Source organism: Pseudomonas sp. St290 (assembly GCF_018325805.1).
GTDB classification, from domain to species: domain Bacteria; phylum Pseudomonadota; class Gammaproteobacteria; order Pseudomonadales; family Pseudomonadaceae; genus Aquipseudomonas; species Aquipseudomonas bijieensis.
Genome location: NZ_AP014703.1, coordinates 3,152,648 through 3,179,525 on the forward strand (window position 1 = coordinate 3,152,648; position 26,878 = coordinate 3,179,525).

The 26,878-nt window shown below is 61.8% G+C and carries 26 protein-coding genes; 9 read left to right on the forward strand and 17 right to left on the reverse strand.

Going from position 1 to position 26,878, the window contains the following annotated elements; translation table 11 throughout:
- Positions 1–28: 28 nt before the first annotated feature.
- From PBDP_RS13895 to ribBA, 6 genes are all read right to left on the reverse strand, one after another.
- Positions 29–514 (reverse strand): flavin reductase family protein, encoded by a 486-nt coding sequence (locus tag PBDP_RS13895; protein ID WP_109755462.1) that lies wholly within the window; start codon positions 512–514, stop codon positions 29–31.
- 44 nt (positions 515–558) lie between these two features.
- Positions 559–1,710 carry an ABC transporter ATP-binding protein gene (locus PBDP_RS13900; RefSeq protein ID WP_109755313.1) on the reverse strand — a complete coding sequence of 384 codons (1,152 nt, stop codon included), beginning with the start codon at positions 1,708–1,710 and terminating at the stop codon, positions 559–561.
- 17 nt (positions 1,711–1,727) lie between these two features.
- Entirely contained in the window at positions 1,728–2,537 is an 810-nt protein-coding gene (locus PBDP_RS13905) for an ABC transporter permease (protein ID WP_053125546.1), read from the reverse strand.
- A 6-nt stretch (positions 2,538–2,543) separates the two neighbouring features.
- Positions 2,544–3,467, reverse strand: coding sequence for an ABC transporter permease (locus PBDP_RS13910; RefSeq protein WP_212802502.1), 924 nt, complete (start codon positions 3,465–3,467; stop codon positions 2,544–2,546).
- On the reverse strand, positions 3,464–4,489 hold the full coding sequence (locus PBDP_RS13915) for an ABC transporter substrate-binding protein (RefSeq protein WP_212802412.1): 1,026 nt from the start codon (positions 4,487–4,489) through the stop codon (positions 3,464–3,466). Before PBDP_RS13915 ends, PBDP_RS13910 begins: the two co-directional genes overlap by 4 nt.
- Positions 4,490–4,776: 287 nt before the next feature.
- The gene (gene ribBA / locus PBDP_RS13920) at positions 4,777–5,886 is read right to left on the reverse strand and encodes a bifunctional 3,4-dihydroxy-2-butanone-4-phosphate synthase/GTP cyclohydrolase II (RefSeq protein WP_116832327.1); all 1,110 of its coding nucleotides are present in this window, start codon (positions 5,884–5,886) and stop codon (positions 4,777–4,779) included.
- 82 nt (positions 5,887–5,968) lie between these two features.
- On the opposite strand from ribBA, the gene PBDP_RS13925 reads away from it, so the two are divergent.
- On the forward strand, positions 5,969–6,262 hold the full coding sequence (locus PBDP_RS13925) for a DUF1330 domain-containing protein (RefSeq protein WP_163853790.1): 294 nt from the start codon (positions 5,969–5,971) through the stop codon (positions 6,260–6,262).
- 6 nt (positions 6,263–6,268) lie between these two features.
- Here the strand turns inward: PBDP_RS13925 and PBDP_RS13930 are convergent, their stop codons facing one another.
- The 7 genes from PBDP_RS13930 to PBDP_RS13960 are packed head-to-tail and all read right to left on the reverse strand — an operon-like array spanning position 6,269 to position 11,543.
- A complete protein-coding gene (locus tag PBDP_RS13930) occupies positions 6,269–6,832 on the reverse strand; it encodes an NUDIX hydrolase (protein ID WP_109755319.1) in 564 nt (187 codons plus the stop codon).
- A gap of 1 nt (position 6,833) precedes the next feature.
- Positions 6,834–7,586 (reverse strand): GntR family transcriptional regulator, encoded by a 753-nt coding sequence (locus tag PBDP_RS13935; RefSeq protein WP_109755320.1) that lies wholly within the window; start codon positions 7,584–7,586, stop codon positions 6,834–6,836.
- Positions 7,587–7,646: 60 nt separating this feature from the next.
- Entirely contained in the window at positions 7,647–8,051 is a 405-nt protein-coding gene (locus tag PBDP_RS13940; protein ID WP_109755321.1) for a carboxymuconolactone decarboxylase family protein, read from the reverse strand.
- A gap of 46 nt (positions 8,052–8,097) precedes the next feature.
- A complete protein-coding gene (locus tag PBDP_RS13945) occupies positions 8,098–8,583 on the reverse strand; it encodes a flavin reductase family protein (protein ID WP_109755322.1) in 486 nt (161 codons plus the stop codon).
- A 12-nt stretch (positions 8,584–8,595) separates the two neighbouring features.
- Positions 8,596–10,077: an aldehyde dehydrogenase gene (locus PBDP_RS13950; RefSeq protein ID WP_212802413.1), complete on the reverse strand. Its 1,482-nt coding sequence runs from the start codon at positions 10,075–10,077 to the stop codon at positions 8,596–8,598.
- On the reverse strand, positions 10,074–10,907 hold the full coding sequence (locus PBDP_RS13955; RefSeq protein ID WP_116832331.1) for an alpha/beta fold hydrolase: 834 nt from the start codon (positions 10,905–10,907) through the stop codon (positions 10,074–10,076). The genes PBDP_RS13950 and PBDP_RS13955 overlap by 4 nt, the downstream gene beginning before the upstream one ends.
- A gap of 45 nt (positions 10,908–10,952) precedes the next feature.
- Positions 10,953–11,543, reverse strand: a complete 591-nt coding sequence (locus tag PBDP_RS13960; protein WP_042728218.1) for an amino acid synthesis family protein — start codon at positions 11,541–11,543, stop codon at positions 10,953–10,955.
- A gap of 638 nt (positions 11,544–12,181) precedes the next feature.
- Here PBDP_RS13960 and PBDP_RS13965 point away from each other — a divergent pair.
- The 3 genes from PBDP_RS13965 to PBDP_RS13975 are packed head-to-tail and all read left to right on the forward strand — an operon-like array spanning position 12,182 to position 15,339.
- Positions 12,182–13,591 carry a circularly permuted type 2 ATP-grasp protein gene (locus PBDP_RS13965; protein ID WP_003201697.1) on the forward strand — a complete coding sequence of 470 codons (1,410 nt, stop codon included), beginning with the start codon at positions 12,182–12,184 and terminating at the stop codon, positions 13,589–13,591.
- A 3-nt stretch (positions 13,592–13,594) separates the two neighbouring features.
- Positions 13,595–14,545, forward strand: coding sequence for an alpha-E domain-containing protein (locus PBDP_RS13970; protein WP_003201699.1), 951 nt, complete (start codon positions 13,595–13,597; stop codon positions 14,543–14,545).
- Entirely contained in the window at positions 14,542–15,339 is a 798-nt protein-coding gene (locus tag PBDP_RS13975; RefSeq protein ID WP_109755325.1) for a transglutaminase family protein, read from the forward strand. The genes PBDP_RS13970 and PBDP_RS13975 overlap by 4 nt, the downstream gene beginning before the upstream one ends.
- Before the next feature lie 201 nt (positions 15,340–15,540).
- Here the strand turns inward: PBDP_RS13975 and PBDP_RS13980 are convergent, their stop codons facing one another.
- Together PBDP_RS13980 and PBDP_RS13985 are read right to left on the reverse strand one after the other, a co-directional pair.
- On the reverse strand, positions 15,541–16,392 hold the full coding sequence (locus tag PBDP_RS13980; RefSeq protein ID WP_109755326.1) for a CAP domain-containing protein: 852 nt from the start codon (positions 16,390–16,392) through the stop codon (positions 15,541–15,543).
- A gap of 194 nt (positions 16,393–16,586) precedes the next feature.
- On the reverse strand, positions 16,587–17,360 hold the full coding sequence (locus PBDP_RS13985) for an L-iditol 2-dehydrogenase (RefSeq protein ID WP_109755327.1): 774 nt from the start codon (positions 17,358–17,360) through the stop codon (positions 16,587–16,589).
- Between the two features lie 246 nt (positions 17,361–17,606).
- On the opposite strand from PBDP_RS13985, the gene PBDP_RS13990 reads away from it, so the two are divergent.
- The gene (locus PBDP_RS13990; protein WP_212802414.1) at positions 17,607–18,509 is read left to right on the forward strand and encodes an AraC family transcriptional regulator; all 903 of its coding nucleotides are present in this window, start codon (positions 17,607–17,609) and stop codon (positions 18,507–18,509) included.
- Positions 18,510–18,520: 11 nt separating this feature from the next.
- Here the strand turns inward: PBDP_RS13990 and mhpT are convergent, their stop codons facing one another.
- Positions 18,521–19,732, reverse strand: a complete 1,212-nt coding sequence (gene mhpT / locus PBDP_RS13995) for a 3-(3-hydroxy-phenyl)propionate transporter MhpT (RefSeq protein ID WP_109755328.1) — start codon at positions 19,730–19,732, stop codon at positions 18,521–18,523.
- Positions 19,733–20,048: 316 nt separating this feature from the next.
- Here mhpT and PBDP_RS14000 point away from each other — a divergent pair, with 316 nt between their 5' ends.
- The 4 genes from PBDP_RS14000 to PBDP_RS14015 all read left to right on the forward strand — a co-directional run bounded on the left by PBDP_RS14000 (position 20,049) and on the right by PBDP_RS14015 (position 24,871).
- Positions 20,049–21,356 carry an OprD family porin gene (locus PBDP_RS14000; RefSeq protein WP_109755329.1) on the forward strand — a complete coding sequence of 436 codons (1,308 nt, stop codon included), beginning with the start codon at positions 20,049–20,051 and terminating at the stop codon, positions 21,354–21,356.
- 383 nt (positions 21,357–21,739) lie between these two features.
- Positions 21,740–23,182, forward strand: a complete 1,443-nt coding sequence (locus PBDP_RS14005; RefSeq protein ID WP_212802415.1) for a coniferyl aldehyde dehydrogenase — start codon at positions 21,740–21,742, stop codon at positions 23,180–23,182.
- A 19-nt stretch (positions 23,183–23,201) separates the two neighbouring features.
- Complete coding sequence (locus PBDP_RS14010; protein ID WP_212802416.1) at positions 23,202–24,173, forward strand: alpha/beta hydrolase; 972 nt, start codon at positions 23,202–23,204, stop codon at positions 24,171–24,173.
- Positions 24,173–24,871, forward strand: a complete 699-nt coding sequence (locus PBDP_RS14015) for a TetR/AcrR family transcriptional regulator (RefSeq protein WP_212802417.1) — start codon at positions 24,173–24,175, stop codon at positions 24,869–24,871. The genes PBDP_RS14010 and PBDP_RS14015 overlap by 1 nt, the downstream gene beginning before the upstream one ends.
- A gap of 27 nt (positions 24,872–24,898) precedes the next feature.
- Here the strand turns inward: PBDP_RS14015 and PBDP_RS14020 are convergent, their stop codons facing one another.
- Positions 24,899–26,728 (reverse strand): sigma-54-dependent Fis family transcriptional regulator, encoded by a 1,830-nt coding sequence (locus PBDP_RS14020; RefSeq protein ID WP_109755333.1) that lies wholly within the window; start codon positions 26,726–26,728, stop codon positions 24,899–24,901.
- Positions 26,729–26,878 lie beyond the last annotated feature (150 nt).

The following is a 26,878-nucleotide window of genomic DNA, read 5'->3' on the forward strand; positions in this document are numbered from 1 at the left end:
GCGCTTTCTCTTGTTGTTGGCGATCGGTTCAGGCGAGGACGGGCAGGGCGCCCATCTTGCCGTGGCAATAAACCAGCGGCCCCGGTGTGTGTTGCGGCACGATCAGATTCTTCACGGCACCGACCATGATGGCGTGGTCGCCGCCTTCGTATTCTCGCCACAGTTCGCATTCGATGATGGCGGTGGCGTTACTCAGCAACGGGTTGCCCAGCTCGCTCAGGGTCCATTCGATGCCCTGGGCCTTGTCCTTGCCTTTGCGCGCGAAGGCATAGGCTTCGTTCTGCTGACCGCCGGAGAGCACGTGGATGGCGAAGCGGCGGTTCTTGATCAGCACCGGGTAGGAGTCGGAACTGTAGTTGGGGCAGAACAGCACCAGGGCCGGGTCCATCGACAACGAGCTGAACGCGCTGGCGGTGAGGCCGACGATCTGCCCATCGTCATCGAGCGTGGTGATCACCGTCACCCCGGACGGGAACGAGCCCATGACTTGTTTGTAGACACTGGCATCGATCATCGGACGATCCTCGGGCTTTATCGGTTGTGGGCGCGCAATGTTCATCAATGGGCACCTGCGGCTTTGTTCAGGTCGCTCTCGGCCCATTGGGTGTAGACGCAGGCATCGGCGGTGGCCCAGCGCACACGCACCGGGTCGCCGGCCTTGAGCGGCATGCCGGCGGCGGACAGCGCCTTGACGGTCATCGATGTTCCGCCCGAGGTCACCACGCTGCAGGTCTGGCTTTCACCAAGGAACAGCACTTCGACGACCTTGGCCGAGACTTCATTCCAGCCAGCCGCCAAGGGTTCCTGGCCGGCTTGCTCGACGCTCAAGGCGAGGGCTTTTTCCGGGCGCACCATCAGCAGCACGTCCTGCTCGATTTGCAGGCCAGCGGTCAGGCGGATAGACAGTGGCTGGCCTTCGAAGGACGCTACCGCGTTGCCCTGGGCCTTGAGCTTGAGGAAGTTGGAATTGCCCAGGAACGAGGCCACGAACGCGTTCGGTGGGTTCTGGTAGAGGTCATAGCCACTGCCCAGGCCGACGATCTTGCCGTGGCTGAAAATGGCGATGCGCTGGGACAGGCGCATGGCTTCTTCCTGGTCATGGGTGACGTAGACGATGGTGATGCCCAGGCGCCGATGCAATTGGCGCAGTTCGTCCTGCAGGTCTTCGCGGAGTTTTTTATCCAGGGCGCCGAGTGGTTCATCCATCAGCAGAATGCGTGGTTCATAGACCAGTGCCCGGGCGATCGCCACACGCTGTTGTTGGCCGCCAGAGAGTTGCGAAGGACGCCGATGGGCGAACTCGCCCAGTTGCACCAGCTTGAGCATGGCATCGACCCGGCGCTCGCGTTCCGCGCTGGCCAGTTTGCGAATCGCCAGGGGAAAGGCGATGTTGTCGCGCACCGACAGGTGCGGGAACAGTGAGTAACGCTGGAACACCATGCCGATGTCGCGTTTGTGCGGTGGCACGTTGACCAGGGATTTGCCGCCCACCAGGATTTCGCCGCTGCTGGGCGTTTCAAACCCGGCCAGCATCGACAGCGTGGTGCTCTTGCCCGAGCCGCTGGAGCCGAGGAAGGTCAGGAATTCACCGTCCTGGATGTCCAGGGAGATGTCGTCCACGGCGGCAAAGTCGCCGTAGTGCTTGTTCAGGTTGCGCAGGCTGACCAGGGTCTTGTTGTGCTGTTGTGCGGGGTCTTTGACGGCACTCATCGTATTCTCCTAGGCGCTCAGGCGCTGATTTCATTGCGCCGGCGCAGGGCGGCGGCGATCACCATCACCAACACCGAGAGGCCGATCAGCAGCGTCGAAGCGACGGCGATCACGGGCGTCAGGTCCTGGCGCAGGGTGGTCCACATTTTTACTGGCAGGGTTTGCAGAGTCGGGCTGGCCATCATCACGCTCAGCACCACCTCGTCCCACGACACCAGGAAGGCGAACAAGGCGCCGGCGACCATGCCGGGGCGAATCGCCGGAAAGGTCACCTTGAACACTGCTTGCAGGCGTGAGGCGCCGCAGATCACCGCCGCATCCTCGATGGATTGGTCGAACAGCTTGAGCGAGTTGATGATCGAGATAATGGTGAAGGGCAGTGCGACGATTACGTGACTGACCACGAACGCGAACATCGTCCCGGTGTAGCCCAGTTTCAGGAACAACGCGTACACCGCCACCGCGATGATCACCAGCGGCACGATCATCGGCAAGGTGAACAGGCCGTAGAGCATTTCCCGACCGGGAAAGCGCCCGCGGACCAGGGCAAACGCGGTCGGCAAACCCAGCGCCACGGCGCAGACGGTGGTCAGTACCGCGACCTTTAGGCTTGTCAGGGCCGCGCTCATCCAGTCGGGGTTGGAGAAGAACTGGCCGTACCATTTCAAGGTCCAGCCTGGTGGCGGGAACACCAGCCACTGGGACGAACCGAACGACAGCAGCACGATGAACACGATCGGCAACAGCAGGAACAGCGCGATCAGGCCAGTGGTGAAGTACAGCCCGAACCGCATGCGCCGGCTCATGGCATTGGGAGTCAGGAGCATGACGGCTTACCTCGCGTTGCTGGCACCCACCGGGGATTCCGGCTGGAGCTTCAGGTAGAAGTAGAACAGCACCAGGGTGATCGCCACCAACAAGGCGGCGCCGGCACTGGCCAGGCCCCAATTGAGGAACGACTGCACCTGCTGGATGATGAATTCCGGCAGCATCATGTTCGGCGCGCCGCCCAGCAGTGCCGGGGTCACGTAGTAACCGAGGGACATCACGAACACCATCAGCCCGCCGGAGAACAGCCCCGGTCGGCACAGCGGCAGGAACACCCGGAAGAAGTTGGTCCAGGGGCTGGCGCCACAGATGGAGCCGGCCTGCAGGATCATCGGGTCGATGGCCTGCATGGTTGCCTGCAACGGCAGGACGATGAACGGGATCATGATGTAGCTCATGCCGATCACCACGCCGGTGAGGTTGTGCACCATCTCCAACGGTTGGTCGATGATGCCCATGGCCATCAACGCCTTGTTGATCACCCCGGAGGCTTGCAGCAACACCAGCCAGGAGTAGGTGCGGGCCAGCAGGCTGGTCCACATCGACAGCAGCACGATGTTCAGCATCCAACGGCCCCAGCCACGAGGCACCAGGGTGATGGCCCAGGCCAGGGGGAAACCCAGCAGCAGGCTGAACAGCGTCACCAGCCCGGCCACCGAAAAGGTGTTGAACAACACCCGGGTATAGGCCGAGTTGGCGAACAGTTGCTCGTAATTACCCAGGCCGGGCACCGGTTCCAGCACGCCGCGCAACAACAGGCCAATCAGCGGCGCCAGGAAGAACAGTCCGAGGAACAGCAGGGCGGGAAGCAGATTGCCGCTCCCGCGCCAGCGCTGGGCCAGCGACGGGGTTTGCGGGGCAACGGTCTTGGCGATTGTCACACCGGCAGCGCCAGCGGTGTGCTGGGTTGCCGGTGCCGCTATTTTCATTTGACCAGCCATTCGTTCCACCGTGTCGCGATGTCCTGACCGTTCTTGGCCCAGTACGCGAAATCAAGTGTGATCTGGTCCTTGGCGTAGGCGGTCGGCAGGTTGGGAGCGAGCACCGAATCCAGGCGTGCGACGCTGTCGACGTTGACCGGGGCATAGGCGGTCAGGTTGGAAAAATCGGCCTGACCCTTGGCGCTGCTGGCGTGGGCCAGGAACTTCATGGCCGCGGCCTTGTTCTTCGAACCCTTTGGAATGACCAGGATGTCGGCCATGACCAGGTTCTGCTTCCAGCTTACGCCGACGGGAGCGCCATCCTGTTGCAAGGCATAGATGCGCCCGTTCCAGAACTGCCCGATGCTGGCTTCGCCGGAGGCGAGCAACTGCTGGGACTGGGCACCGCCGCCCCACCAGACAATGTCTTTCTTGATGGTGTCGAGTTTCTTGAAGGCGCGGTCCAGGTCCAGCGGGTAGAGCTTGTCGGCCGTTACGCCGTCGGCCAGCAAGGCCAGCTCAAGCACGCCAGGGCTTGGCCATTTGTACAGGGCGCGTTTGCCGGGGTAGGTCTTGGTGTCGAACAGTGCGCTCCAGTCCTGGGGCTTGCCGGAACCGAGCTTGCCTTCGTTGTAGCCGAGGACGAACGAAAAATAGAACGAACCGACGCCGTGATCGGAGACGAAGCGTGGGTCGATCTTGTCGCGCTGGATGACCGAGAAGTCCAGGGGCTCGAGCAGGCCTTCAGCGGCGGCGCGCAAGGCGAAGTCCGCCTCGACGTCGACCACGTCCCATTGCACGTTACCGCTTTCGACCATGGCCTTGAGCTTGCCGTAGTCAGTCGGGCCATCCTGGACCACGATGATGCCGCTGGCCTTGCTGAACGGGTCGGCCCAGGCCTGTTTCTGCGCGTCCTGGGTGCTGCCGCCCCAACTGACGAAGTTGACGCTTTCCGCCGCCATTGCCACATGACTGACCGTGGCCAGCAAACCTGCGAACAGTACTGCGGCTGCACTTTTCTTCAACACCATTTTCACGCCCTCATTGTTGTGTTTTTGAGCGGGCTTTTGTTGCCCGCCTATCGGGAGCAGTAGGTCCATCTGGCCTTAAAGGCGACCGAGCCAAGGGCTTTTGTTTGTGCTTTCCCTGTCGAGGGGCACTTGGCTGAAGTGTTCGGTCTATGGAATATCATATTATGGTATTCCAAACTTTCTGCAAGCATTTTGCCGTACCGGCTATCTGTCCGGCCGGGTTTTTCGCGATCTTTTGTGGGAGCGAGCCTGCTCGCTCCCACAAGGCGTTGTGTGTTGTCTCGGGTTTATCCGGTGAAGGGAATACTTTCCACCACCTCCAGGTCATACCCGGTCAACCCTGCGTATTTGAGCGGCGGGCCCAGGTGTCGCAACTTGCCGACGCCCAGGTCCTGGAGAATCTGCGCTCCGGTGCCCACTTCAGAATAGATGCGCGATTGCGAGCGGCTGAACTGTCGTGGCGGCTGGGTCAACTGCGGTACACGCTCGAGCAACGCCTGGGACGACTCGTGATTGGCCAGCACCACCACCACGCCGCTGCCTTCTTCGGCGACCCGTTGCAGGGCCGCCCACAGCGTCCAATTGGAAGGGCCGTTATATTCGGCGCCCACCAGGTCCCGCAGCGGGTCGATCACATGCACCCGCACCAGGGTCGGTTCTTCCCGGCGAATGTCGCCCATCACCATCGCCATGTGTACGCCGCCTTCGATACGGTCTTCGAAGGTGAACAAGCGGAAGGTACCGTGCACGGTGGGCAGTTCCCGTTCACCAATGCGTACCACGGTGTGCTCGGTGCTCAGGCGGTAGTGGATCAGGTCGGCGATAGTGCCGATCTTGATCCCGTGCTTGCGGGCGAAAATCTCCAGGTCCGGGCGGCGGGCCATGGTGCCGTCGTCGTTCATCACTTCGACGATCACCGATGCCGGTGTGAAGCCCGCCAGGCGCGCCAGGTCGCACCCGGCTTCGGTGTGCCCGGCGCGGGTCAGCACGCCGCCTTCCTTGGCCCGCAATGGGAAGATATGCCCCGGCTGCACGATATCGCTGGGCCCCGCATCGGCGGCCACGGCGGCGGCGACGGTGCGTGCCCGGTCGGCGGCGGAAATACCGGTGGTCACGCCCGTGGCGGCCTCGATGGAAACGGTGAAAGCTGTGCTGAATGCACTGCCGTTGCTTGGCACCATCTGCTCCAGCCCCAGGCGCTGGCAATGTTCGTCGGTCAAGGTCAGACAGATCAGCCCACGGGCTTCGCGGGCCATGAAGCTGATGGCCTGGGCGTTGCAGCAGTTGGCGGCGAGTAGTAGGTCGCCTTCGTTTTCCCGATCCTCGTCATCGACCAGCAACACCATCTTGCCCTGGCGATAGTCTTCGATGATTTCCTGAATGCTGTTAAAGGCCATGTCGGGCTCTCTTTGTTTGGATGGGGGCTTGCTGGAATGTCGTTGTGGTATACCATAATACGAAACAAGCCGAGAGGTCACTATGAAGGCGTACTGGATTGCTCATGTGGATGTCACCGACTCCGATCAATACAGCCAATACACCCAGCGGGCGCCAGCGGCGTTTGCTCAGTACGGTGGTCGGATGCTGGCCCGGGGCGGGCGCAGCGAGGCGATGGAGGGCAGGGTTACGCCACAACGCAGCGTGGTCATCGAGTTCGACTCATACGAGCAGGCACTGGCCTGTTATCACTCAGAGCAGTATCAGGCGGCGAAGGAACATCGCGAGGGTGTGGCACGGGCCGAGGTGATCATCGTCGAGGGCGTGGCGCCTTGAAGCCTGTCAGCGGATGAAATGGATCTTGCCGCTGTCGTCGTTGCCGATGTAGATGCCATAGACCCCGGCCTGGCGTTCCTCGATATAACGTTCGAGGATCTGGCGGATGGCCGGGTAATAGATGCTGTCCCAGGGAATGTCCTGGGGGGCGAAGAATTTGTAGTCGAGGGTTTCCGGCCCGTACTGGCCAGTGATCTCCAGGGCTGTGGCGCGGAAGATGATGTACACCTCGCTGATCTTCGGCACACTGAAGATCGAGTAGGGCGAGACAATTTCCGCGCGCACGCCGGTCTCTTCCCAGACCTCCCGCAGCGCCGCGTCCTCGGTGGTTTCGCCGCCTTCCATGAAGCCGGCCGGCAATGTCCAGGTACCGGGGCGCGGTGGGATGGCGCGCTGGCACAACAGGTACTTGCCGTCCTGCTCGATGATGCAGCCGGCAATGATCTTCGGGTTGACGTAATGGATGTAGCCGCAGCCGCCGCACATCAGTCGCTGGTGGGTATCGCCCGCTGGCAGGCGGTGACTCAGGTCACTGCCGCCACACTTTGGACAAAAGCTCGGGCTGAACATCTCAGCGACCTATACGGGGTTCTTTCAGGGCGATGGGCGCCGTGATTTCAGGGATATCACCGGTTTCTTCCTGCTGGCGCTTGAGGTACTCCAGGGCAACCTTGGCAGCGGCGCGTACATGGTCGACGCACGCCTGGTGGGCAGCCAGGGGATCGCCGCTCTTGATGGCCTCGACCATGCGTTCCATTTCCTGGTTGCTGCTGCCGCGACGGTTTTCCTGGGACACCGATGTGGCCCGCAAGTAACTGATGCGGGCCTGCAACTGACGCAATTGGGTGGCGGCAACATGGTTGCCGGAGCCTTCGAGCAAGACGTCGTAGAAGCCTTGCACCGAATCGATGACTTGTTGCAGCTCGCCATCCTTGAGGGCCTTGCGGTTTTCCTCGAGGGCTTTTTCCAGGGCCTTGATGTCCTTGGCCTTGGCCCGCAGGGTGAAGAGCTGGACGATCAAGCCTTCGAGCACGCAACGCAATTCATAGATGTCGCCGGCATCGGCCAGGGTGATGATCGCCACCCGTGGGCCCTTGGCATCGGCGAATTCCACCAGGCCTTCGGATTCGAGGTGGCGCAACGCTTCGCGCACCGACGTGCGGCTCACGCCCAGGCGATCGCACAGGTCGCGCTCGACCAGGCGATCGCCCGGCAGAAGCTGGAAGTTCATGATGGCGCTTCGCAGCTTATCCAGCACGATCTCGCGCAGGGTAACGGGGTTGCGATTGACCTTGAAGCTGTCGTCGAGTGGCAGGCGTTTCATGGGGTCCGCTCTGTAATATGGCTGTCCATGCCAAACGGGCAACATCCGTGCACGTTCAGATCAAACAGCCGAGGGTTGACTGGAGGCCTCGGCGTCGGCTTCGGCGAAGGCTTCACGGGCAAGCCGGAAACTGTCCACGGCAGCCGGGACGCCGCAATAGATACCGACCTGAAGCAGAATTTCGCGTATTTGCTCACGACTCAAGCCGTTACGCAAGGCGCCACGCACATGCAGCTTGAGTTCATGGGGGCGATTGAGCGCCGAGATCATCGCCAGGTTAATCATGCTGCGTTCCTTGAGGGACAAACCCTCTCGACCCCAGACATGGCCCCAGCAGTATTCGGTGACCATTTCCTGCAAGGGGCGGGTGAAGTCGTCGGCGTTCTCGATGGAGCGTTGCACATAAGCCTCGCCCAGCACCTGAGTGCGGATCTTGAGGCCTTGTTCGTATTTGTCGTTGCTCATGGGGCTGCCTGAAAAAGTGGATGAACCTGTGGGATGTGTATAGCCATCAGGCCAGTGCCGGCAGCGGGCCCAGCTTGCCCTTGTGGTAGATCATCGGTGTGACCGGTTGCTCGGGCAGGATCAGGTGCTTCACCGCGCCAACGATGATCGCGTGGTCGCCGCCATCGTATTCGCGCCACAGTTCGCATTCGATAATCGCCGTGGCCTTGCTAAGCAGCGGGTTGCCCAGTTCGCTGAGGTGCCAGTCGATACCTTTGGCCTTGTCCTTGCCTTTGCCTGCAAATGCGTAGGCTTCGGCGGTCTGGTCAGCCGAGAGCAAATGAATCGCGAACTGCTTGCTGTCGCGCAGGATCGGGTAGGTGTCGGAAGCGTAGTTGGGGCAGAACAGCACCAGTGCCGGGTCGATCGACAGCGCGCTGAACGCACTGGCGGTGATGCCGACGATATTCCCGTCCGGGTCCAGGGTGGTGACCACCGTGACGCCGGACGGGAAGGAGCTCATGACTTCTTTGTAGATGCCGGGTTCGATCATTTCTCAGGACTCCTAGCGCATCACGAACGGATCAGGCATGGGCGCCTGGGAAAGATTGATCCACACCGTCTTCAGTTCGGTATAAGCCAGCACCGAGTCGATGCCGCTTTCGCGTCCATAACCGCTGTTCTTGAAACCGCCGATGGGCGCCATGGCCGAGACCGCGCGGTAGGTGTTGACCCAGATGATCCCGGAACGCACGTCCCGGGCCAGGCGATGGGCGCGGCCCAGGTCGCGTGTCCAGATGCCGGCGGCGAGGCCGAACTGCGAGTCGTTGGCGATTGCCAGGGCTTCGGCTTCGTCCTTGAAACGGATGACCGAGGCCACCGGGCCGAAGACCTCTTCCTGCATGATTTTCATCGAGTTGCGGTCGCATTCGAACAGGGTCGGTTCATAGAACCAGCCGTCCCCCAGGTTCTGTGGACGCTTGCCGCCCAGGCGCAGGCGGGCGCCTTCGGCGATGGCGTCGGCCACCAGGCTTTCGACCACGGCCAGTTGCTGGGCGGTGGCCATGGGGCCCATTTCGCTGGCGTCTTCCTGCGGGTTGCCAATGCGGATGCGCTGGGCCCGTTCGACCAGGCGCGCAACGAATTCGTCGTAGATTTCCTCCTGCACCAGCAAGCGCGAACCGGACACGCAGCTCTGGCCGGATGCGGCATAAATCCCGGCAATCGCCCCGTTGATGGCGCTGTCGAGATCGGCGTCGGCGAAGATAATGTTCGGTGATTTGCCGCCCAGTTCCAGCGACAGCTTGGCGAAGTTTTCCGCGCTGCTGCGCACCACATGCCGGGCCGTGGCAGCGCCGCCAGTGAAGGCGATCTTGCGCACCAGCGGATGGCGGGTGAGGGCGGCGCCGGTGCTCGGGCCGTAACCGGTGACGACATTGACCACGCCCGGCGGGATCCCCGCTTCCAGGGCCAGGCGCGCCAGCTCCAGAATGGTCGCCGAGGCGTGCTCGGACGGTTTGATCACGATGGTATTGCCCGCCGCCAGCGCCGGGGCGAGCTTGATCGCTGTCAGGTACAGCGGGCTGTTCCAGGGAATGATCGCCGCGACCACACCCATGGCTTCGTGCACGGTGTAGGCAAACAGGTCCGGCTTGTCCAGCGGCAGGGTGCCGCCTTCGAGCTTGTCGGCCAGGCCGGCGGTGTAATGGAAAAACTCCGGCAGATAGCCGACCTGGCCACGGGTTTCGCGGATCAACTTGCCGTTGTCGCGGCTTTCCAGCTGGGCCAGCTGTTCTTTGTTTTCGGCGATCAGATCACCCAGGCGACGCAGCAGTTTGCCGCGAGCGGTGGCGCTCAGGCCGCGCCAGGCGGGGCTATCGAAAGCGGTTTGCGCCGCCTGCACGGCGCGCTCGACATCGGCTTCGTCGGCGTCAGGCAGCTCGGCCCAGGGCTGGGCCAGGGCCGGATTCAGGCTTTCGAAGGTTTTGCCGGACAAGGCATCGACCCATTCACCGCCGATGCACATCGAAAAGCGTGCGAGTGTCATGCAACGATCCCCTTTATTTGGTTTTGTCGGGCGTTTGCTGTGTCGAGAAATTCCAGCAACAGCTGGTTGACCAGGCGCGGCGACTCCACCGGCATCATATGCCTCTGCTCGGCGAGCACGGCAACGGTGGCGCCTGGAATTCGCTCGGCCAACTGCCGGGCCATTTCCGGCGTCGAGCCGGGGTCCAGTTCGCCGGTGGCGATCAGCGTCGGGACCTGGATGTCGCCCAGGTCATCGGCGCGGTACATGTCCTGGGTGGCGAACAGTTCATAGGTGGTCAGGTAGCCCTGGGGATCGTTGCCTGCCAGGGTCTGGCGCAGCGCGGCGATCTGCGCCGGGTTGGCCGCCTGGTATTCACGGCTGAACCAGCGCGACAACGCCGCCTCGGCATTGGCGTCCGGGCCATGTTCGGCGGCTTGGGCGGTACGGGCGATGACCCCGGCGCGCTGTTCGGCGCTGCGGTTGAACACGCTGTTGAGCACCACCAGGCCTTGCAAGCGCTGTGGGTAATGCAAGGCAAACGCCCGGGCCACCAGGCCGCCCATGGAGAAACCGATCACCGTCGCTTGAGGCAGTTGCAAATGATCGAGCAGTTCCAGCAACTGGTCGGCGTAGCCCTGCAGCCCGGTACCGCTTTGCGGACGCGGGCTGGCGCCATGGCCGAGCATGTCGTAGGCAATCACCTGGTATTGCGTGGCTAGGCCAACGACCTGGCCGCCCCACATTTCTTTGTTCAGGCCCACGCCGTGGATCAAGACCACGGGTTGGCCTTGGCCGGTTGCCAGGAAGCTGGTGCCGGCCGGGGTGAGTTCAGCGGTGAGCCGAATCATGGAGCGCTCCTGCATGCCTTTTTTATTGTGGTTGCCCAGGCTGGATCACTGCGCATTCTCGGCGGCCAGTTCTTCCAGGTCGATGTAGCGGTTGCCGATACGCGGGTGCAGGCGGCCGCCATCGGCGCAGCCCAGTACCACGACGATTTCGTCGGCACGCGGGGCGTCTTCAATCTGCATTTCCAGGGTGATGTAGTGCGAGCGCAGGCCTTCGTCGTCCTTGTGCATCATCGGGATCTGGATCGACGTGCCCGGGCCGCCGCGCTTGTTGGTGAAGCTCAGGTAGCTTTTGGCCTTGACCGCTTCACGGTAGTGGTTGCCAAAGCGCAGGGTGTGGATCACGGCGGAGGCATGCTCGATTTCGCCGTCGGCACCCACCACGGCGGCTTTGCCATAGGCTTCGATCTTCTGCGCACCACCGATGATGCCCACCAGGCGCTCGACCATCAGTGCGCCGAGGTCGGAGCAGTTGGCGCGGATTTCCGGCTTGAGGTCTTCGACGAAGCCGCGACCCAGCCAAGGGTTTTTCATCACCACCGCCAGCCCGACCATGGTCACCGGTTTGTCGGTGGCCTTGCCGCCTTCGATAAAGGTTTCTTCGACATAGCTGACGATCTTGCGGATTTCGAAACTCATGGGCTGCTCCTGGGCGGTGAATAAGTCTATGCGTATGATGGTATACCATAATACTGTCGACGCAAGTGCTGCTATTGAATTTGTGCGAAGGGAGGCGACGGAAGGCTGAAGGCTGGAGGTGCTGAGGTTGCTGCGGGATCGACGCGCTCGCTCTTGTGGCGAGGGAATAAATCCCCTCGCCACAGGTGAAATGTGTATCTGCAGCGAATGGGTATAAATTTCCCCATTTCAGGGCATCCGGCGGCGTCTACCCACCTTCTTGCACCGATTCGACCCGTTCCGGGGCATGTAGGGAAAAGCTGAAATAAACGTTTCAGCCTTTAAAGAGGCTTTTGTCGCAGAAATGAAAACAAATTTCGCCATGGCGCACTTTTAAGGCGTTTTTTCCAAGCTGGATCCGATTCGCTGCGCTTAGGCACAGCCTTTGCTACCGCTTCAAGGAAACCCAACCTATAGGAGCCATGCATCACGCGAATTTAACCAGGGGGCGCACGTCATCCAGACGCAAAGGCCAGACCAGAGACCCATGCCTATCGAGGTGCTCAGAGAAACAGGGCTCATTAAAGCAAAGCAAGGCCGGACCATTGGAATGACGAAGTGATAAGAAATGCCGTGTAGAACGCGGCTGGGAGTTGGCTATGCCCCACGCTTTTTTTAATGAAATGTATGACGCGAAGGGTGACTGCCGCCCGCATTACCAAGCCTTCTCACGCTGGTTGGCGGACACGCCGCTTGAACTGCTTGAACAACGCCGCCGCGAAGCCGACCTGCTGTTCCACCGAGCCGGTATCACTTTCACCCTCTACGGAGACGAGCAGGGCACTGAACGGTTGATTCCGTTCGACATCATTCCTCGCAGCATCAAGGCCAGTGAATGGCAGATGGTCGAGCGGGGCTGCATTCAGCGGGTCCAGGCCCTGAACATGTTCCTGGCCGACATCTACCACGGGCAACACATCCTAAAGGAAGGCATCATTCCTCCCGAGCAGGTGCTCGCCAACGAGGGTTATCAGATCGCGATGCAGGGCCTGAACCTGCACCGGGGCATTTATGCCCATATCGCTGGCGTCGACCTGGTTCGCGACGGTGACGGCAGCTACTACGTGCTGGAGGACAACCTGCGCACACCCAGCGGCGTGAGCTACATGCTCGAAGACCGCAAGATGATGATGCGCCTGTTCCCCGAGCTCTTCGCCGCCCAGCGCGTGGCCCCTATCGATCATTACCCGAACCTGTTGCTCGACACCCTCAAGAGCTCAAGCCCCCTCGAAAATCCCACCGCTGTGGTGCTGACCCCGGGACGCTTCAACAGTGCCTATTTCGAACATGCGTTCCTCGCCCGCGAAATGGGTGTGGAGCTGGTGGAAGGTGCCGATCTGTTCGTGCGTGACGACCACGTCTACATGCGTACCACCGCCGGCCCTCGGCAGGTGGATGTGATTTATCGTCGCCTTGACGATGCCTACCTCGACCCGCTGTCGTTCAACCCCGATTCGATGTTGGGCGTGCCGGGGCTGATCGCCGTGTACCGTGCCGGCAATGTGGTGCTGGCGAACGCGGTCGGCACCGGCGTGGCCGATGACAAGTCGATCTACCCGTACGTCGACGAGATGATCCGCTTCTACCTCACCGAAGAACCGATCCTGAAGAACGTGCCCACCTGGCAGTGCCGCAAGCCCCAGGACCTGTCCCATGTGCTGGCCAACCTGCCTGATCTGGTGGTCAAGGAAACCCAGGGCTCCGGCGGCTACGGCATGCTGGTCGGGCCGGCCGCCAGCGCGGCGGAGATCGAAGATTTCCGCGCACGCCTCAAGGCCCGTCCCGAAGCCTATATCGCCCAGCCGACCTTGAGCCTGTCCACGTGCCCGACCTTTGTCGAGAGCGGCATCGCGCCGCGCCATATCGACCTGCGCCCATTCGTGCTGTCGGGCAAGGAAACCCGCCTGGTGCCTGGCGGGCTGACCCGCGTGGCGCTGCGCGAGGGCTCGTTGGTGGTGAACTCGTCCCAGGGCGGCGGCACCAAAGACACTTGGGTCGTGGAGGACTAAGACATGCTTTCAAGAACTGCTTCGGACCTCTATTGGATGTCCCGCTATCTGGAGCGCGCCGAGAACCTGGCGCGCATGCTTGAAGTCAGCTATTCGCTGTCGCTGATGCCCCAGGCCGGGCGCAGCGACGGCCATGCCGAGCTGGCGATGTCGCTGCTGGCCGCCGGTACGCTGGACGACTACAACGCCCGTTATGACGCGCTAAACACCGAGCGCATGCTGCATTTCTTCGCACTGGATGAAACCAACCCTGGCAGTATCTACAGCTGCCTGCGGGCGGCGCGGACCAATGCCCACGCGGTGCGCGGACGCATCACCGCCGACATGTGGGAGAACATCAACGCCACCTGGCTGGAAATGCGCAACATCGCCAGCAATGGCCTGGGCCGCTACGGCATCAGCCATTTCTGCGAGTGGGTCAAGGAACGTTCGCACCTGTTCCGTGGCGCGACGTCGGGTACGATCATGCGCAATGACGCTTATTGTTTCATTCGCCTGGGGACCTTTATCGAGCGGGCGGACAACACCCTGCGCCTGCTGGATGCGCGTTATGAGATGTTCGGCGAGGAATCGGAGGAGGTCAGCGACAACTCGGCCCGCGGTTATTACCAGTGGAGTGCCTTATTGCGCGCGCTGTCTTCGTTCGAGGCGTTCAACGAGATCTACCGCAATGCGCCCAACGCCGAGCAGGTCTCGGAGATGTTGCTGTTGCGCGCCGATGTGCCGCGCTCGCTGCATGCCTGTATCGAGGAACTGGACCATATCCTCGCAAGCCTGCCGGGCAACAACGGTCGGCCGGCGCAACGCCTGGCCGCCGAACTGAATGCGCGCCTGCGCTATTCCGGGATCGACGAGATCCTCGCCTCGGGCCTGCATCAATGGTTGACCGACCTCATTGGCCAGATCCGTCACTTGGGCCAGACCGTTCATGAGTCTTATCTGGAGGTCGTATGAAACTGTCCATACGCCACGACACCACCTACAGCTATGCCGATGAAGTCTGCACCAGCATCCAGTTCCTGCGCCTGACCCCCAAGGACAGCCAGCGCCAGCGCATCCTTGAATGGCACTTGGAGCTGCCGCGCCTGGTGCGCAGCCAGATCGACCCTTACGGCAACATCCTGCACGTGATGACCATGGACGAGCCCCATGGGGCTTTGGTATTGACGGCCTATGGCGAGGTGGAAATCCATCAGTCGATAGCGATGGAGCCGGACAACCAGTCGCCACTGCCGTTTTTGCGCACCAGCCGCCTCACCCAGGCAGATGAGACCCTCAGCGCCTTCGCCGTCGAGCAATGCGCAGGCCGGCGCGATCGTTCGGCCTTGACCGATCTGATGAATGGGCTGGCGGCGCGGATGCCTTACAGTCCCGGCACGACAGCGGTCAACAGTACCGCCGCCGAGGCGTTTGCCGGCGGGGCGGGGGTCTGCCAGGACCATACTCATGCGTTCCTGGCCTGCGCCCGCAGCCTGGGCATTCCCGCGCGCTATGTTTCCGGCTATTTGTGCACCGACGATGAAAGCCATCTGGCAAGCCATGCCTGGGCCGAAGCCTGGCTGGATGACGGCTGGTACAGCTTCGACGTGACCAACCGCCTGACTGTTCCCGACCGCCACCTGAAGCTGGCGATCGGCCTGGACTACCTCGACGCCTGCCCGGTACGCGGCATGCGCCGCGGCGGTGGTGCGGAGCAGATGCAGGCGCGGGTGCAGGTGAGCTCGATGGTGCAGGTGCAGCACCAGTAGCCGGGGAAGCCTGAAGGATTGTTCTGTGAATTCGGCCATGAACCTTTCTTTCAGGCAGCTTCGCTTTCATCTTGATCGCCGAAACCTCAACGACGCCAGTACCGGCATTGAGGTCGATGGCGTACCGCATCGTTCCCATGAACACCCAAAAAAACTTGTGGGGGCGAGCCTGCCCGCGATGGCGACGGCTCTGCCACCGCGCTATTGGGTGCCAAACATCGCCGTCCAATAAATCCCTGCATCGCTTTTCGGATCGGTCGCATACCCGGCGCCCAACTCGCGGAACTGCGGGTTCATCAGGTTGGCGCAATGCCCGGGGCTGGCCAGCCAGCCGTCCACCACTTTCAGGGCCGTGTCCTGCCCGGCGGCGATGTTTTCGCCGATCAACTGGCCGAGATAGCCCGCTAGTTCGGCGCGGTCGCCCGGCATGCGGTTGTCACGGTCCTTGTGATCGAAGAAATTGTTGTTGGCCATGGCCCGGGTGTGATTCACGGCGGCCAGGGCCAGGGTGGCGTTCCAGGCCAGCGGTGTGGTGGCGGCGAAGGCTTCGGTGCCGCAACGGCGCGGCTGGGCACGGGCGCTGTTGATCAGTTTCAGCAGTTTCTGGCCCTCGGCTTGCCAGTCGCCCAGGCGCGCCGACAACAGGGGGCGTGCCAGCACAATGCGCCATTCGCGATCCAGGCGGCTGACGCCAATGTCGACGAATTGCGGGTCGAGCACCACCTGGCAGAAGCTTTCCTGGACGGCTTTCATGGCCGATTGCGCGTCGCGCGGCCCGGACAGGCTGATGGCCTGCACGTTGACCATTGGATAGGCCGCCCGCGCCAGCGCCTGCTGCAAGTCGCCGATGCCATTGGCCGACAGGATCAGCCGCGAATCCATCGCCAGCGGTGGCAACTCCAGCGAGGCCTGGCCGGCACAGCTTTGGGACTGGCTGCGGTAAAGGTTGATGGACTCGACCAGCTGTGTCTCTTCGGTGGCTGTGGCACTGGTGGTGAACACCAGGCCCAGCGACAGCACGACAAGACCCATGACGGATGAAATGGCACGCATGTAAATCTCCCTTGAGCGGACGGCGCCTATGATGCGCAATTTTTGCCCCGCTGGGGCAACGGTATTCACGCTCTCTTGAAATCCCTTGGAACGGCACCGTTGGGTAGCGTTCGGGATGATCCTCAAGTAGTGGGATCAATTTTCCGGCGAATAAGTCCATTTCCGTCCTTTCAAGGCCATAAAAACGCGGATTATCAGCTCATCCAGTTACCGCCATCGACGTTGTAGGTCTGCGCCACTACGTATTCGCTCTCCGCCGAGGCCAGGAAAATCGCCATTCCGGTGAGGTCCTGCGCAGTCCCCATCCGGCCATACGGCACTTGCTGCCCGACCTGACGCTTCTTTTCCCCCAGCGGCAGGTTTTCGTGGCGAGCGAACAGCGCATCCACGCCATCCCAATGTTCGCCATCCACCACGCCGGGGGCGATGGCGTTGACGTTGATCCGATGCTTGATCAAGTCCAACCCGGCGGACTGGGTCAGGCTGATCACCGCCGCCTTGGTGGCGCAATAGACCGCCACCAGGGCCTCGCCACGCCGGCCGGCCTGGCTGGCCATGTTGATGATCCGCCCGCCATGGCCCTGGCGGATCATCTGTCGCGCCGCCGCCTGCAGGGTGAACAGCGTGCCGGCGACGTTGATGGAAAACAGCCGCTCGTAGCTCTGGCGCGTGATCTCCACGATGGGCGCCAGGTCGAACAGCGCGGCGTTGTTGATCAGGATATCCAGCTTGCCTGCCCGGGCCACCACCGCCTCGATGGCCTGGTCGATCGAGGCCTGGTCCGTCACGTCCATTTTGACCGCATAGGCGCTGTTGCCCAGCTCGACTGCGGTAGCCTGGGCCCGCTCGAGGTCGATATCGGCAATCGCCACCGTGGCGCCTTCGTTGATATAAGCCTGGGCGAACGTCCTGCCGATGCCACGGGCGGCACCGGTTACCAGGGCACTTTTTCCTTCCAGTCGTTTCATGGGATTGTCCTATTGTTGTGGGGCCGTGGCGTCGGGCGGTGCTGCCTGTCTGCAATGGCAAGCCGATTACACCAACGCCCGTGGAGGCCGACAAACGCAGGGAGGATCACGAGTTGATACTTTTTTAACGCTCGTCAGTGCGCCAGGCGCAGGTTAAAAAAGTATCGGCGGGCGGTCAGGCCAAGACTGGCGAACGGCTGCGCACTCGGCGTAAGGTGCCTGCTATAACGCTAAAAGAGGCGCGACATGCCTGATCACCGAACGCCCCTGTTCGAGCAGCGACCCGCCGAACTGGAAGTCATTCTGCCCGAGCCCGAACACAGTTTTCGCTGGTACGAGCATGACTACCCGTACCCGATGGCGCGCCGGAACCATCACCCTGAATTTGAAATCCACCTGATCCGCCAGGGTAGCGGCAGACTGTTGGCGGGCGACTACATTGGCCCCTTTGGTCCAGGCCATGTAGCGATGATTGGCCCGCATTTGCCCCACGACTGGATGGGGGACCTGGCGCCGGGCGAGCACCTGCCCGGGCGCGACGTGGTGTTGCAGTTCGATGGCGCGACGCTGCTGACCTTGCGCCGAACGCTGCCCGAACTGGGGGATCTGCAGGGGCTGTTCGAGCGCGCCCGCCGAGGCCTGGCCTTTGGCGGCGATACGGCGTTGCAAGCCGCGCACCTGCTGCAAGCCATCGGCCCGGCCCAGGGGCTGGCGCGGTTGACGCTGTTCCTGGAGCTGCTCCACACCCTCAACCAAGCCCCTGTCGACGAAGCTTTGAGCCTGGCGAGCCCTTGCTACGCACCGACGCTGGATGCGCGCAGTTCCGAGCGCATTCACAAAGCCTTCGAATACCTGCAAACCGAACTCACCGGCGACCTGCGCCTGTCGGTGATCGCCCGTCAACTGGACATGAGCGAACCAGGCTTCTCGCGGTTCTTCAAACGCATCACCGGACACGGCTTCATCGACTTGATGCGCAAGCTGCGGGTCCAGCGCGCCTGCCGCTTGCTGTTGCAGAGTGAAATGCCGGTCACTGATATCTGCTTTGAAGTGGGCTACAACAACCTGTCCAACTTCAACCGACATTTCCGCATCGAGATGAACCAGACGCCGAGTGAGTATCGGCGCGGGGCTTTGTCGTTCAATTGAAACCGTAATGCTCAGCGGGCAGCCTGCGCCTCACCCACCGGCACCGCACGCGCCATCACGCTGATCGCTGCCACAGTCGCAATCAGCAGCCCCGGCGACGTCGCGAGCAGCACCCCAGTCGTCCCCGCTCCGGCGGCCAGAATCTGCCCCGCAGCCAAAGGTCCGGCGACCGACCCCAGGCGCCCGATAGCCACCGCCGCGCCGACCCCCGTCGCACGTACGGCCGTAGGGTAGGCGGGCGGTGCCAAGGCGTAGAGTACCAATTGCGCCGCCATGACGAACAACCCGGCGGCAAAGCCGGCGATCGCCATCGGCACGATACCGACTGACAACCCGACGCCGGCCAATGCGCTCAGTAGCCCGGCATAGACGAACAACACCACCTTGATGCCGTTGCAGCGGTCCAGCAACAGCCCCCCGAGCAATGAGCCAAGGGTTCCGCCGATATTGAACAGCATTTGCACCAGGCCGGCTTGAGGCTTGCTGAACCCTTGTTCGAGCAACAACGATGGTAACCAGTTGAGCAGCATGTACATCACCGTCAGGGTGAAGAAATAACTCAGCCAGAGCGCCAGGGTCGTGTGACCCCGACCTTCACCAAACAGCGCCTGGCCGGTGGAGCCGCGCAGTGGCGCGCTGGCGCCCTGCACCTGGCGAAAGGCGCTGGACTCGGGCAACCACAGCAACATCAACGGCACCACCAGCAGCGGCGCCAGCCCGCCGATGAAAAAGGTCATTTGCCAGTGTTCACCAAACAGCATGGCAACCACCGCCGCCAGCGCGCCACCCAACGGCACACCCGCGTACATCACACTGATCGCCGTGCCGCGCCGTTGCTCGCCCACGGCTTCGGCACACAATGCGATGAGGTTGGGCAGGGCGGCGCCCAGGCCCAGGCCGGTCATGAAGCGCACCAGCAGCAGGCTGGAGAACTGTTCGACATACGCGGTGCTGAGGGAAAACACGCCGAACAGCAGGACCGCAGCGATGAGGATCTTCTTGCGGCCGATGCGATCGGCAATCCAGCCACCAAAGAACGCCCCGGGCAGCAGGCCGATGATCCCGGCGCTGAATACCCAGCCCATCATTTTCGGGTCCAGGGCAAACGTCTGTCGCAAACCGGCGGCGGCAGTGCCGGCCGATTGCAGATCGAACCCCTCGATCAACGCAACGATAAAACACAAGGCGATGGTCAGCGTCGCACGACGCGCCGGACTGTTCATGGCAAATCCCTCTTATTGTTTTTGTCTGTGGAGCACCGGTAACGGGGGAAACCGGCAGATGAATTAAGATTAACAAAGCTAACTAAAAAATGAATCGCCGCGAGCTGGCGGTGGATTAAGGTGATATTTCGATAAAATTCAATAGGTTGACGAGTTATTTTGGACGAACTGAAAAATTGGTTAACTATATTAATGTTCGATTATCGGTCAGTCTGGATTGACGAAGCACCCGCGCCATTTCCATTCTTAGTCCGCATAGCCCGCTATTACGAAAGCTCGGGCCGACCAAAACAACAACAATAAGTGGACGTTGAACATGCCTGACTTTGTCCGGGACGCCGTTGCGGCGCCTTCTCTTTCACCTGTCGTCCGTCTGCTGGCCTGCCTCGGGCTGAGCCTCGCTTCCAGCGCAGTGCTCGCCGAGGGATTGATCGACGACAGCCACGGAACCTTGACCCTGCGCAATTACTACCTGGACCGCGACTACAAGGATGACGGCGCCAAGACCGCGGCTCGGGAATGGGCCCAAGGTGTGTTCATGAATATGGAATCGGGGTTTACCCCAGGTCCCGTCGGTTTCGGCCTGGATGCCCGGGGCCTGGTGGGGATCAAGCTGGACTCGTCGCCGGACCGCAGTGGTACGGAGTTGTTGCCGGTCTCCAGCAGTGACAAGCGTGCCGCCGATGAGTATTCGCGTCTGGCGTTGACCGGCAAGCTGCGAATCGGCCAGACCATGGTGAAGACCGGGGACGTATCGATTTTCCTGCCGTTTGCCTTCGCCAGCCCGTCGCGGTTGTTGCCGCAGACCTTTCGCGGCACGACCCTCAGTGCCAAGGGCATTGAAGGGCTGACGTTGAATACTGGTTACATCGACCGCATCAACCGGCGCGACTCCACCGACTACCAGCCGATGAGCATCGCCTCGCCCAACCGCCGCTTCAATGGCGCGGCGACCGCGTCTCATATGGCTTACGTGGGCGGCGATTATCAGGCCAACAAAGACCTCAGCCTGCGGGCCTACCACGCCGAAGTGGCGGACTTGTACCGACAGAATACGCTGGCGCTGCTGCATAACCTGCCGTTGGGTGACGGCGTGTTGACTACCGATCTGCGCAGTTTTTTCAGCGACGAAGACGGCGCGGCCAAGGCCGGCAAGGTGGATAACCGCAATGTTTCGGCGCTGGTGGGTTATCGCTTGGGCGGTCACCGGGTAAGCCTGGGCTACATGCACGCCAGCGGCGATACGGCCACGCCATACGTGTCTGGCACCGAGTTGATGGGCCTGAGTGAAATGACCATGAGCTCGGATTTTCTCAACGCCAAGGAGCGCACCTGGCAGGTGATCCATGATTATGACTTTGCCGCAGTCGGCGTACCGGGCCTGAGGACCCGTTTGCGCTACGTGCGCGGCGACCACATCGAACTGGCGGCGCTCAATGCCGAAGACCGCAAGGAGCGCGAGTTCCAGATGGAACTGGGGTATGTGATCCAGAGCGGCGCATTGAAGAACCTCGGACTGCTTGCGCGTAAATCGATTTACCGCAATGACTTTCCCGGGGCGGCCGCGTTTCGCGATGAAAACCAGACGCGGTTTCTGCTGACCTACAGTGTGCCGATCTGGTGATGGACTGATGCGAGGCTCATGGCGAGGGAATTCATCTGTGGTGAGGAGATAAATCCACTCTCCACAGAACCGCTGCGCTTGAACCAGACGGGGGGAGGTTGCTGCGGTAATTAGTTATTAAAATTAATTAGTTGCCAATTATTTGCTCATTGCTGAACGCCGCTCAAGCGCTCAGCGTTATGGTGCGTTTCATCCGATTTATGCTTGCTATTCTCCAATATCCACCTGTTTCTCTATCTTTAGCGGCCTTGAAAAATTAAGAAACTTAACGGTTTCCTTTGTCATGTTTTTTGGCATACTTCTCTGCAACGAGTCGGCAAAGGCGCCTGCTCGTCGAATATTAGTGCTGAATAATAACAATCCAACCAGCAGGAATTCACGCCATGAGCATCATCGGTCATCATGCTGCGCCGGTCTGCGCCGAACAACTCGCTGCGACGCTGGCGAAAATGAAGCAGGCCCATCTGGACGAAGGGCCGGCGAGCCCGGAATTACGCCGCGACCGCCTCGACCGGGCCATTGCCTTGCTTCTGGATAATCGCGAAGCCATTGTCGCTGCGGTGTCGGCAGACTTCGGCAATCGCAGTCGCGAGCAAACCCTGCTGTCGGATATTGCCGGTTCTGTGGCGAGCCTCAAGCATTGCCGTGAGCACTTGGTCGAGTGGATGCGATCAGAGTCCCATCCGGCACCGTTTCCCGGTTGCCAGGCGCGGGTCGATTACCAGCCGCTGGGCGTGGTCGGTGTGATCAGCCCGTGGAATTTCCCCATCGTGCTGGCCTTCGGGCCGCTGGCAAGCATCCTGGCCGCCGGTAACCGGGCCATGCTCAAACCCTCGGAGCTGACCCCGCGCACCTCGGCGTTGATCGCCGAACTGATCGCCCGCTATTTCGACGAGAACGAACTCACCACGGTGCTCGGTGACGCTGAGGCCGGCGCGCTGTTCAGTGCGCAACCCTTCGACCATCTGATCTTTACCGGGGGCACCGCAGTGGCCCGGCACATCATGCGCGCTGCCTCGGACAACCTGGTGCCGGTGACCCTGGAGCTGGGCGGCAAATCGCCGGTACTGGTTTCCCGTAGCGCCGACCTCGCGACCGTGGTGCAGCGGGTCATGACGGTGAAGACGTTCAACGCCGGGCAGATCTGCCTGGCCCCGGACTATGTGCTGCTGCCGGAAGAGTTACTGGAGGACTTCGTTGCCGAGGCCGTGCGCTTCGTCAGTGCCATGTACTCCACCTTGCGCAGCAACCCTGATTACACCTCGATCATCAACCCGCGTAATTTCGACCGTCTGCAAGGCTATCTCGTCGATGCCAAAACCAGAGGTGCGCGGCTGATCGAGATCAACCCGGCGCAGGAGGATCTGAGCGATCGCGAGATCCGCAAGATTGCCCCAACCCTGGTGCTCGACACCCGTGAGCAGATGCAGGTACTGCGCGAGGAGATTTTCGGGCCGCTGTTACCGATCAAAACCTACCGATATTTCGCCACGGCGATTGATTACGTCAACAACCAGCCGCGACCGTTGGCGGCCTATTACTTTGGCGAGGATGCCGATGAGCGTAGGCAGGTGCTGGAGCGCACGACCTCGGGTGGCGTGGTGATCAATGACGTCTTTAGCCATGTCCTGTTCGAGGCGCTGCCGTTCGGCGGTGTCGGTCACTCCGGCATGGGCGCTTATCATGGCGTCTATGGTTTCCGTACCTTCAGCCATGCCAAGGCGGTCGTGGTGCAGAGCCCGATCGGTGAGTCCAACCTGGCCATGCGCGCGCCCTACGGCGCAATGATCCACGGCCTGCTGGATCAATTGCTGACGGCCCATTGAGTCGCCAAGGAGTCTGACCATGAACGCGATGCAAACCTTCAAGGCCAAACTGCTGCGGGCCTTTGCCAAGCGCATGAAAGCCAAGTTCATCTACGACGCAGCGGCGTATCCGTTACGCGCGGTCGAAGAGAAAATCATCCCGACGGCCTGGGGACCGGCGCGGGCGCTGTTCTATTGGCCCGATATGCCGTCCGTGGAGCCCTTGCCGGTCTATCTGAACCTGCATGGCGGTGGTTTCGTGGCCGGGGTGCCGGAGCATGACGACAGCTATTGCCGGCGGCTTGCACACAATCTCGGTTGCCTGGTGGTCAATCTGGATTATGTCCTGGCCCCAGAGCATCCCTTTCCCGCAGGTGTGCGACAGAGCTTCGAGGTGCTGGAGTGGCTGGCCGGACAGGCCACGGCCTTGGGGATCGACCCACAGTGTATCGCCGTCGGCGGGCACAGCGCCGGTGGCAACCTGGCCACCGGCGTGGCCAATCTGGCGCGGGGACACCAGCGGCTGCGGGTGGTGCATCAGATCATCGATTATGCGGCGCTGGACTTGGCCCTGGATCCCGAACAGAAGCACTCGCCCCTCGACAAACCGCTGCTTGGCACGGGCCTGATGCGCTTCTTCAATAGTTGCTACCTGAGTGATCCGGCCCACGCGCACGACCCTCTGGCCTCGCCCTTGCGGGTGCCGCTCGAGGCGTTGCAGGGCATGCCCGCCACCACGCTGATCACCGCCGAGTACGACATTCTGCGCGTTGAGGGCGAGGCCTACGCAGAGAAACTGCGTCAGGCCGGCGTGGCGGTGCATGAGCGGATGTTCGCCGGCTGCGATCATATGTTCACCCACCTGGGGCCGGATGACTCGGCTCAGGAGGCCTGGCAACTCATCGAGGACTCTTTGCGCAAGGCGTTTTCAGCCCATTGCGCTAGGCTGGGCACCTTGGCCAAACCATCACTGTCAGGACACGTGCACCATGCCAATCAACCGGGCTCGTAATGCCTGAAACCACTGCGCAGCCCGCCAAGCGCGGTCGTCCTCCGTTGCGCAGCCGTGAGGAGCAGATGAGTTTGCTGCTGGACGCGGCGGCGCAGGCGCTTGGCAGCGGCAACTTCGCCAATGTCACCATGGACGCCATCGCCCGCGCCGCCGGCATCTCGAAGAAGACCGTGTATCTACTGGTGGCCAGTAAGGAAGCGTTGCTCTCACAGTTGGTGGCCCGCGACTTATCCACCCTCGAGCTGCTCCTGGAAAGCGGTATCGACTGCGCCGAGGATCTGCTCAGCGAGTTGCGCATGTACCTGACCCTATGGGCGCGCCTGACCCTTTCGCCATTGGCCCTGGGTCTCTATCTCATGGCCGCGCAGGGGCGCGAGACTGCGCCGGGCATTGCCCGGATCTGGTATCAGGAAGGTGCCGAACGCTGCCTGGGCCTGTTGCGTGGCTGGCTGGGCAAGGCGGCGGGCAAGGGGCTGTTGGCAAACGAGGATGTCGAGGCGGCCATCGAACTGATCGACGCGTTGTTGATTTCCCAACCGCTCAAGCTCTTCACCCTTGGGGTGCAACAGAGCTGGTCCGACGAGCAGATCGAACGGCGGGTCGAAGTGGCCCTCGGCATGTTCAGTCGATGTTTTATCCAGCATGCGCCCTGTGGTGAGGGGATAAATCCCCTCGCCACGATGATTTCATTCCCATAAGTGGCTTGAGCGCTCCCGCACAACCTTTTACTCGCTGATCGGCCGCCGCGACAGGCGATAGGACAACTGCGCGCGAGTCAGGCCGAGACGGCGGGCCGCTTCGGAGACATTGCCTTTCACCTCGCTCAGGCAGTGGTCGATCATCGTGTCCTCGATCTCTTGCAGCGACAGCCGGCTCAGGTCCTTGCCGCCGAACAACGCCTGGATCGCTTCATTGCCTGTATCGGCAGGTGCGACAGTCGTGCGCTGGGAGGGTGCCTGGTCGTTCGGTGCCGCGGCCAGTTGGCCGCGTTTGCCGATGGAGAACATGGGCAAGGCCAGGCGTTCGCCGCTGGTAAACAGGTGCGCCAGGTCGATTGCGCCGCCGTCCGGAGCACTGATCACGCCGCGCTCCACCAGGTTCTGCAACTCGCGAATATTGCCCGGGAAGTCATAGGCCAGCAGGGTGTCGGCCGTGCGCGGGGTGAAGCCGCTGATCTGGCGGCCGTGGCGCTGGGTGAAGCGATGCAGGAAATGCGTCATCAGCAGCGGGATGTCTTCCTTGCGTTCGCGCAACGGCGGCAGGTGGATCGGGAACACGTTCAAGCGAAAGAACAGGTCTTCACGGAACTCGCCACGCTGCGCCGCAGCGCGCAGGTCGACGTTGGTCGCGGCGACCACCCGCACATCGACCTTCAAGGTGCGACTGCCGCCAACCCGCTCGACCTCGCCTTCCTGAAGTGCGCGCAGCAGCTTGCCCTGGGCCACCAGGCTGAGGGTGGCGATTTCGTCCAGGAACAGCGTGCCGCCATCGGCGCGCTCGAAGCGCCCGGCGCGCGATTGAGTGGCACCGGTGTAGGCGCCGCGCTCGACGCCGAACAGCTCCGACTCCATCAGGTTTTCCGGAATGGCCGCGCAGTTGATGGCGACGAAGGGCTCATCGTGACGCGGGCTGATGCGGTGCAGCATCCTGGCGAACATTTCCTTGCCGACCCCGGACTCACCGGTGAACAGCACCGTGGCCTGGGTTGGCGCGACCCGCCTTAACATGTGGCAAGCGGCGTTGAAGGCTGAAGAAATACCGACCATGTCGGTGTCTTGCGCCGGTGTCGGACCCGCTTGCAGGCCAGTGGGCAGGGCGCCTTTATCGCTGCGGTTGGGTGCCGTGGCGCTGCGTCCACCGGTGCTGACGAAGGGTTCGGCGTTGAGGTCGGCCAGGTCCGCTTCGGCGTCGTCCCATTCCTCGGCGGGTTTTCCGATCAGCCGGCAAATGCTCGAGCCGGTGGAGCGGCATTCGACCTCGCGGTAGACGATCAACCGGCCGACCATCGCCGAGGTGTATCCGGTGGCATAGCCTGTTTGCATCCAGCAGGCCGGCTCGGTGCCGATGCCGTACTGGGCGATGTGCTCATCATCTTCGCTGGAGTGGTGCCAGAGGAACTCTCCGTAATAGGTTCCCAGGTTCATGTCGAATTCGAAGTGCACCGGCTCGACCTTCACCGCCCCTTCAATCGCATGGATGATCGGGCCGGCGGCAAACAGCGCCAGGATATCGGCCTCGGGAAAGCGTTCCTTGATCAACGCGGCGTCCCGGGCACCGCAATGGTAGCCGGTGCGCAGCATGATCCCTCGGGCGCGGGCCAGGCCCATGCTTTCAATCAGCTCCCGGCGCAGTGCGCCGATGCCGCTGTTGTGCATCAGCAGCATGCGCGCGCCGTTCAACCAGATGCGCCCATCGCCCGGGCTGAACAGCAGGCATTCGGTCAGGTCCTGCAGGGTAGGGGCGGCGCCGGGTGGCAATTGCTCGCTGGCGCCACGTCCGGGTTTCTTTTGTGCATCACGAGAGAGTTCGGCCAGGGAAATCAGCTTGTCTGCCATCAGAAACCCTTAATTTGAGTAATCATAATCCGCATAGTGCAGCATGAAATTGCTGAAATCATCACTTTTCTAACGCGCTCCATCCCGCCTTCCTGTCGCTGTTTTTCCCTATTCAGGCTGAATGCCGCGTGCTTGAGCGGTTTCCTCGTC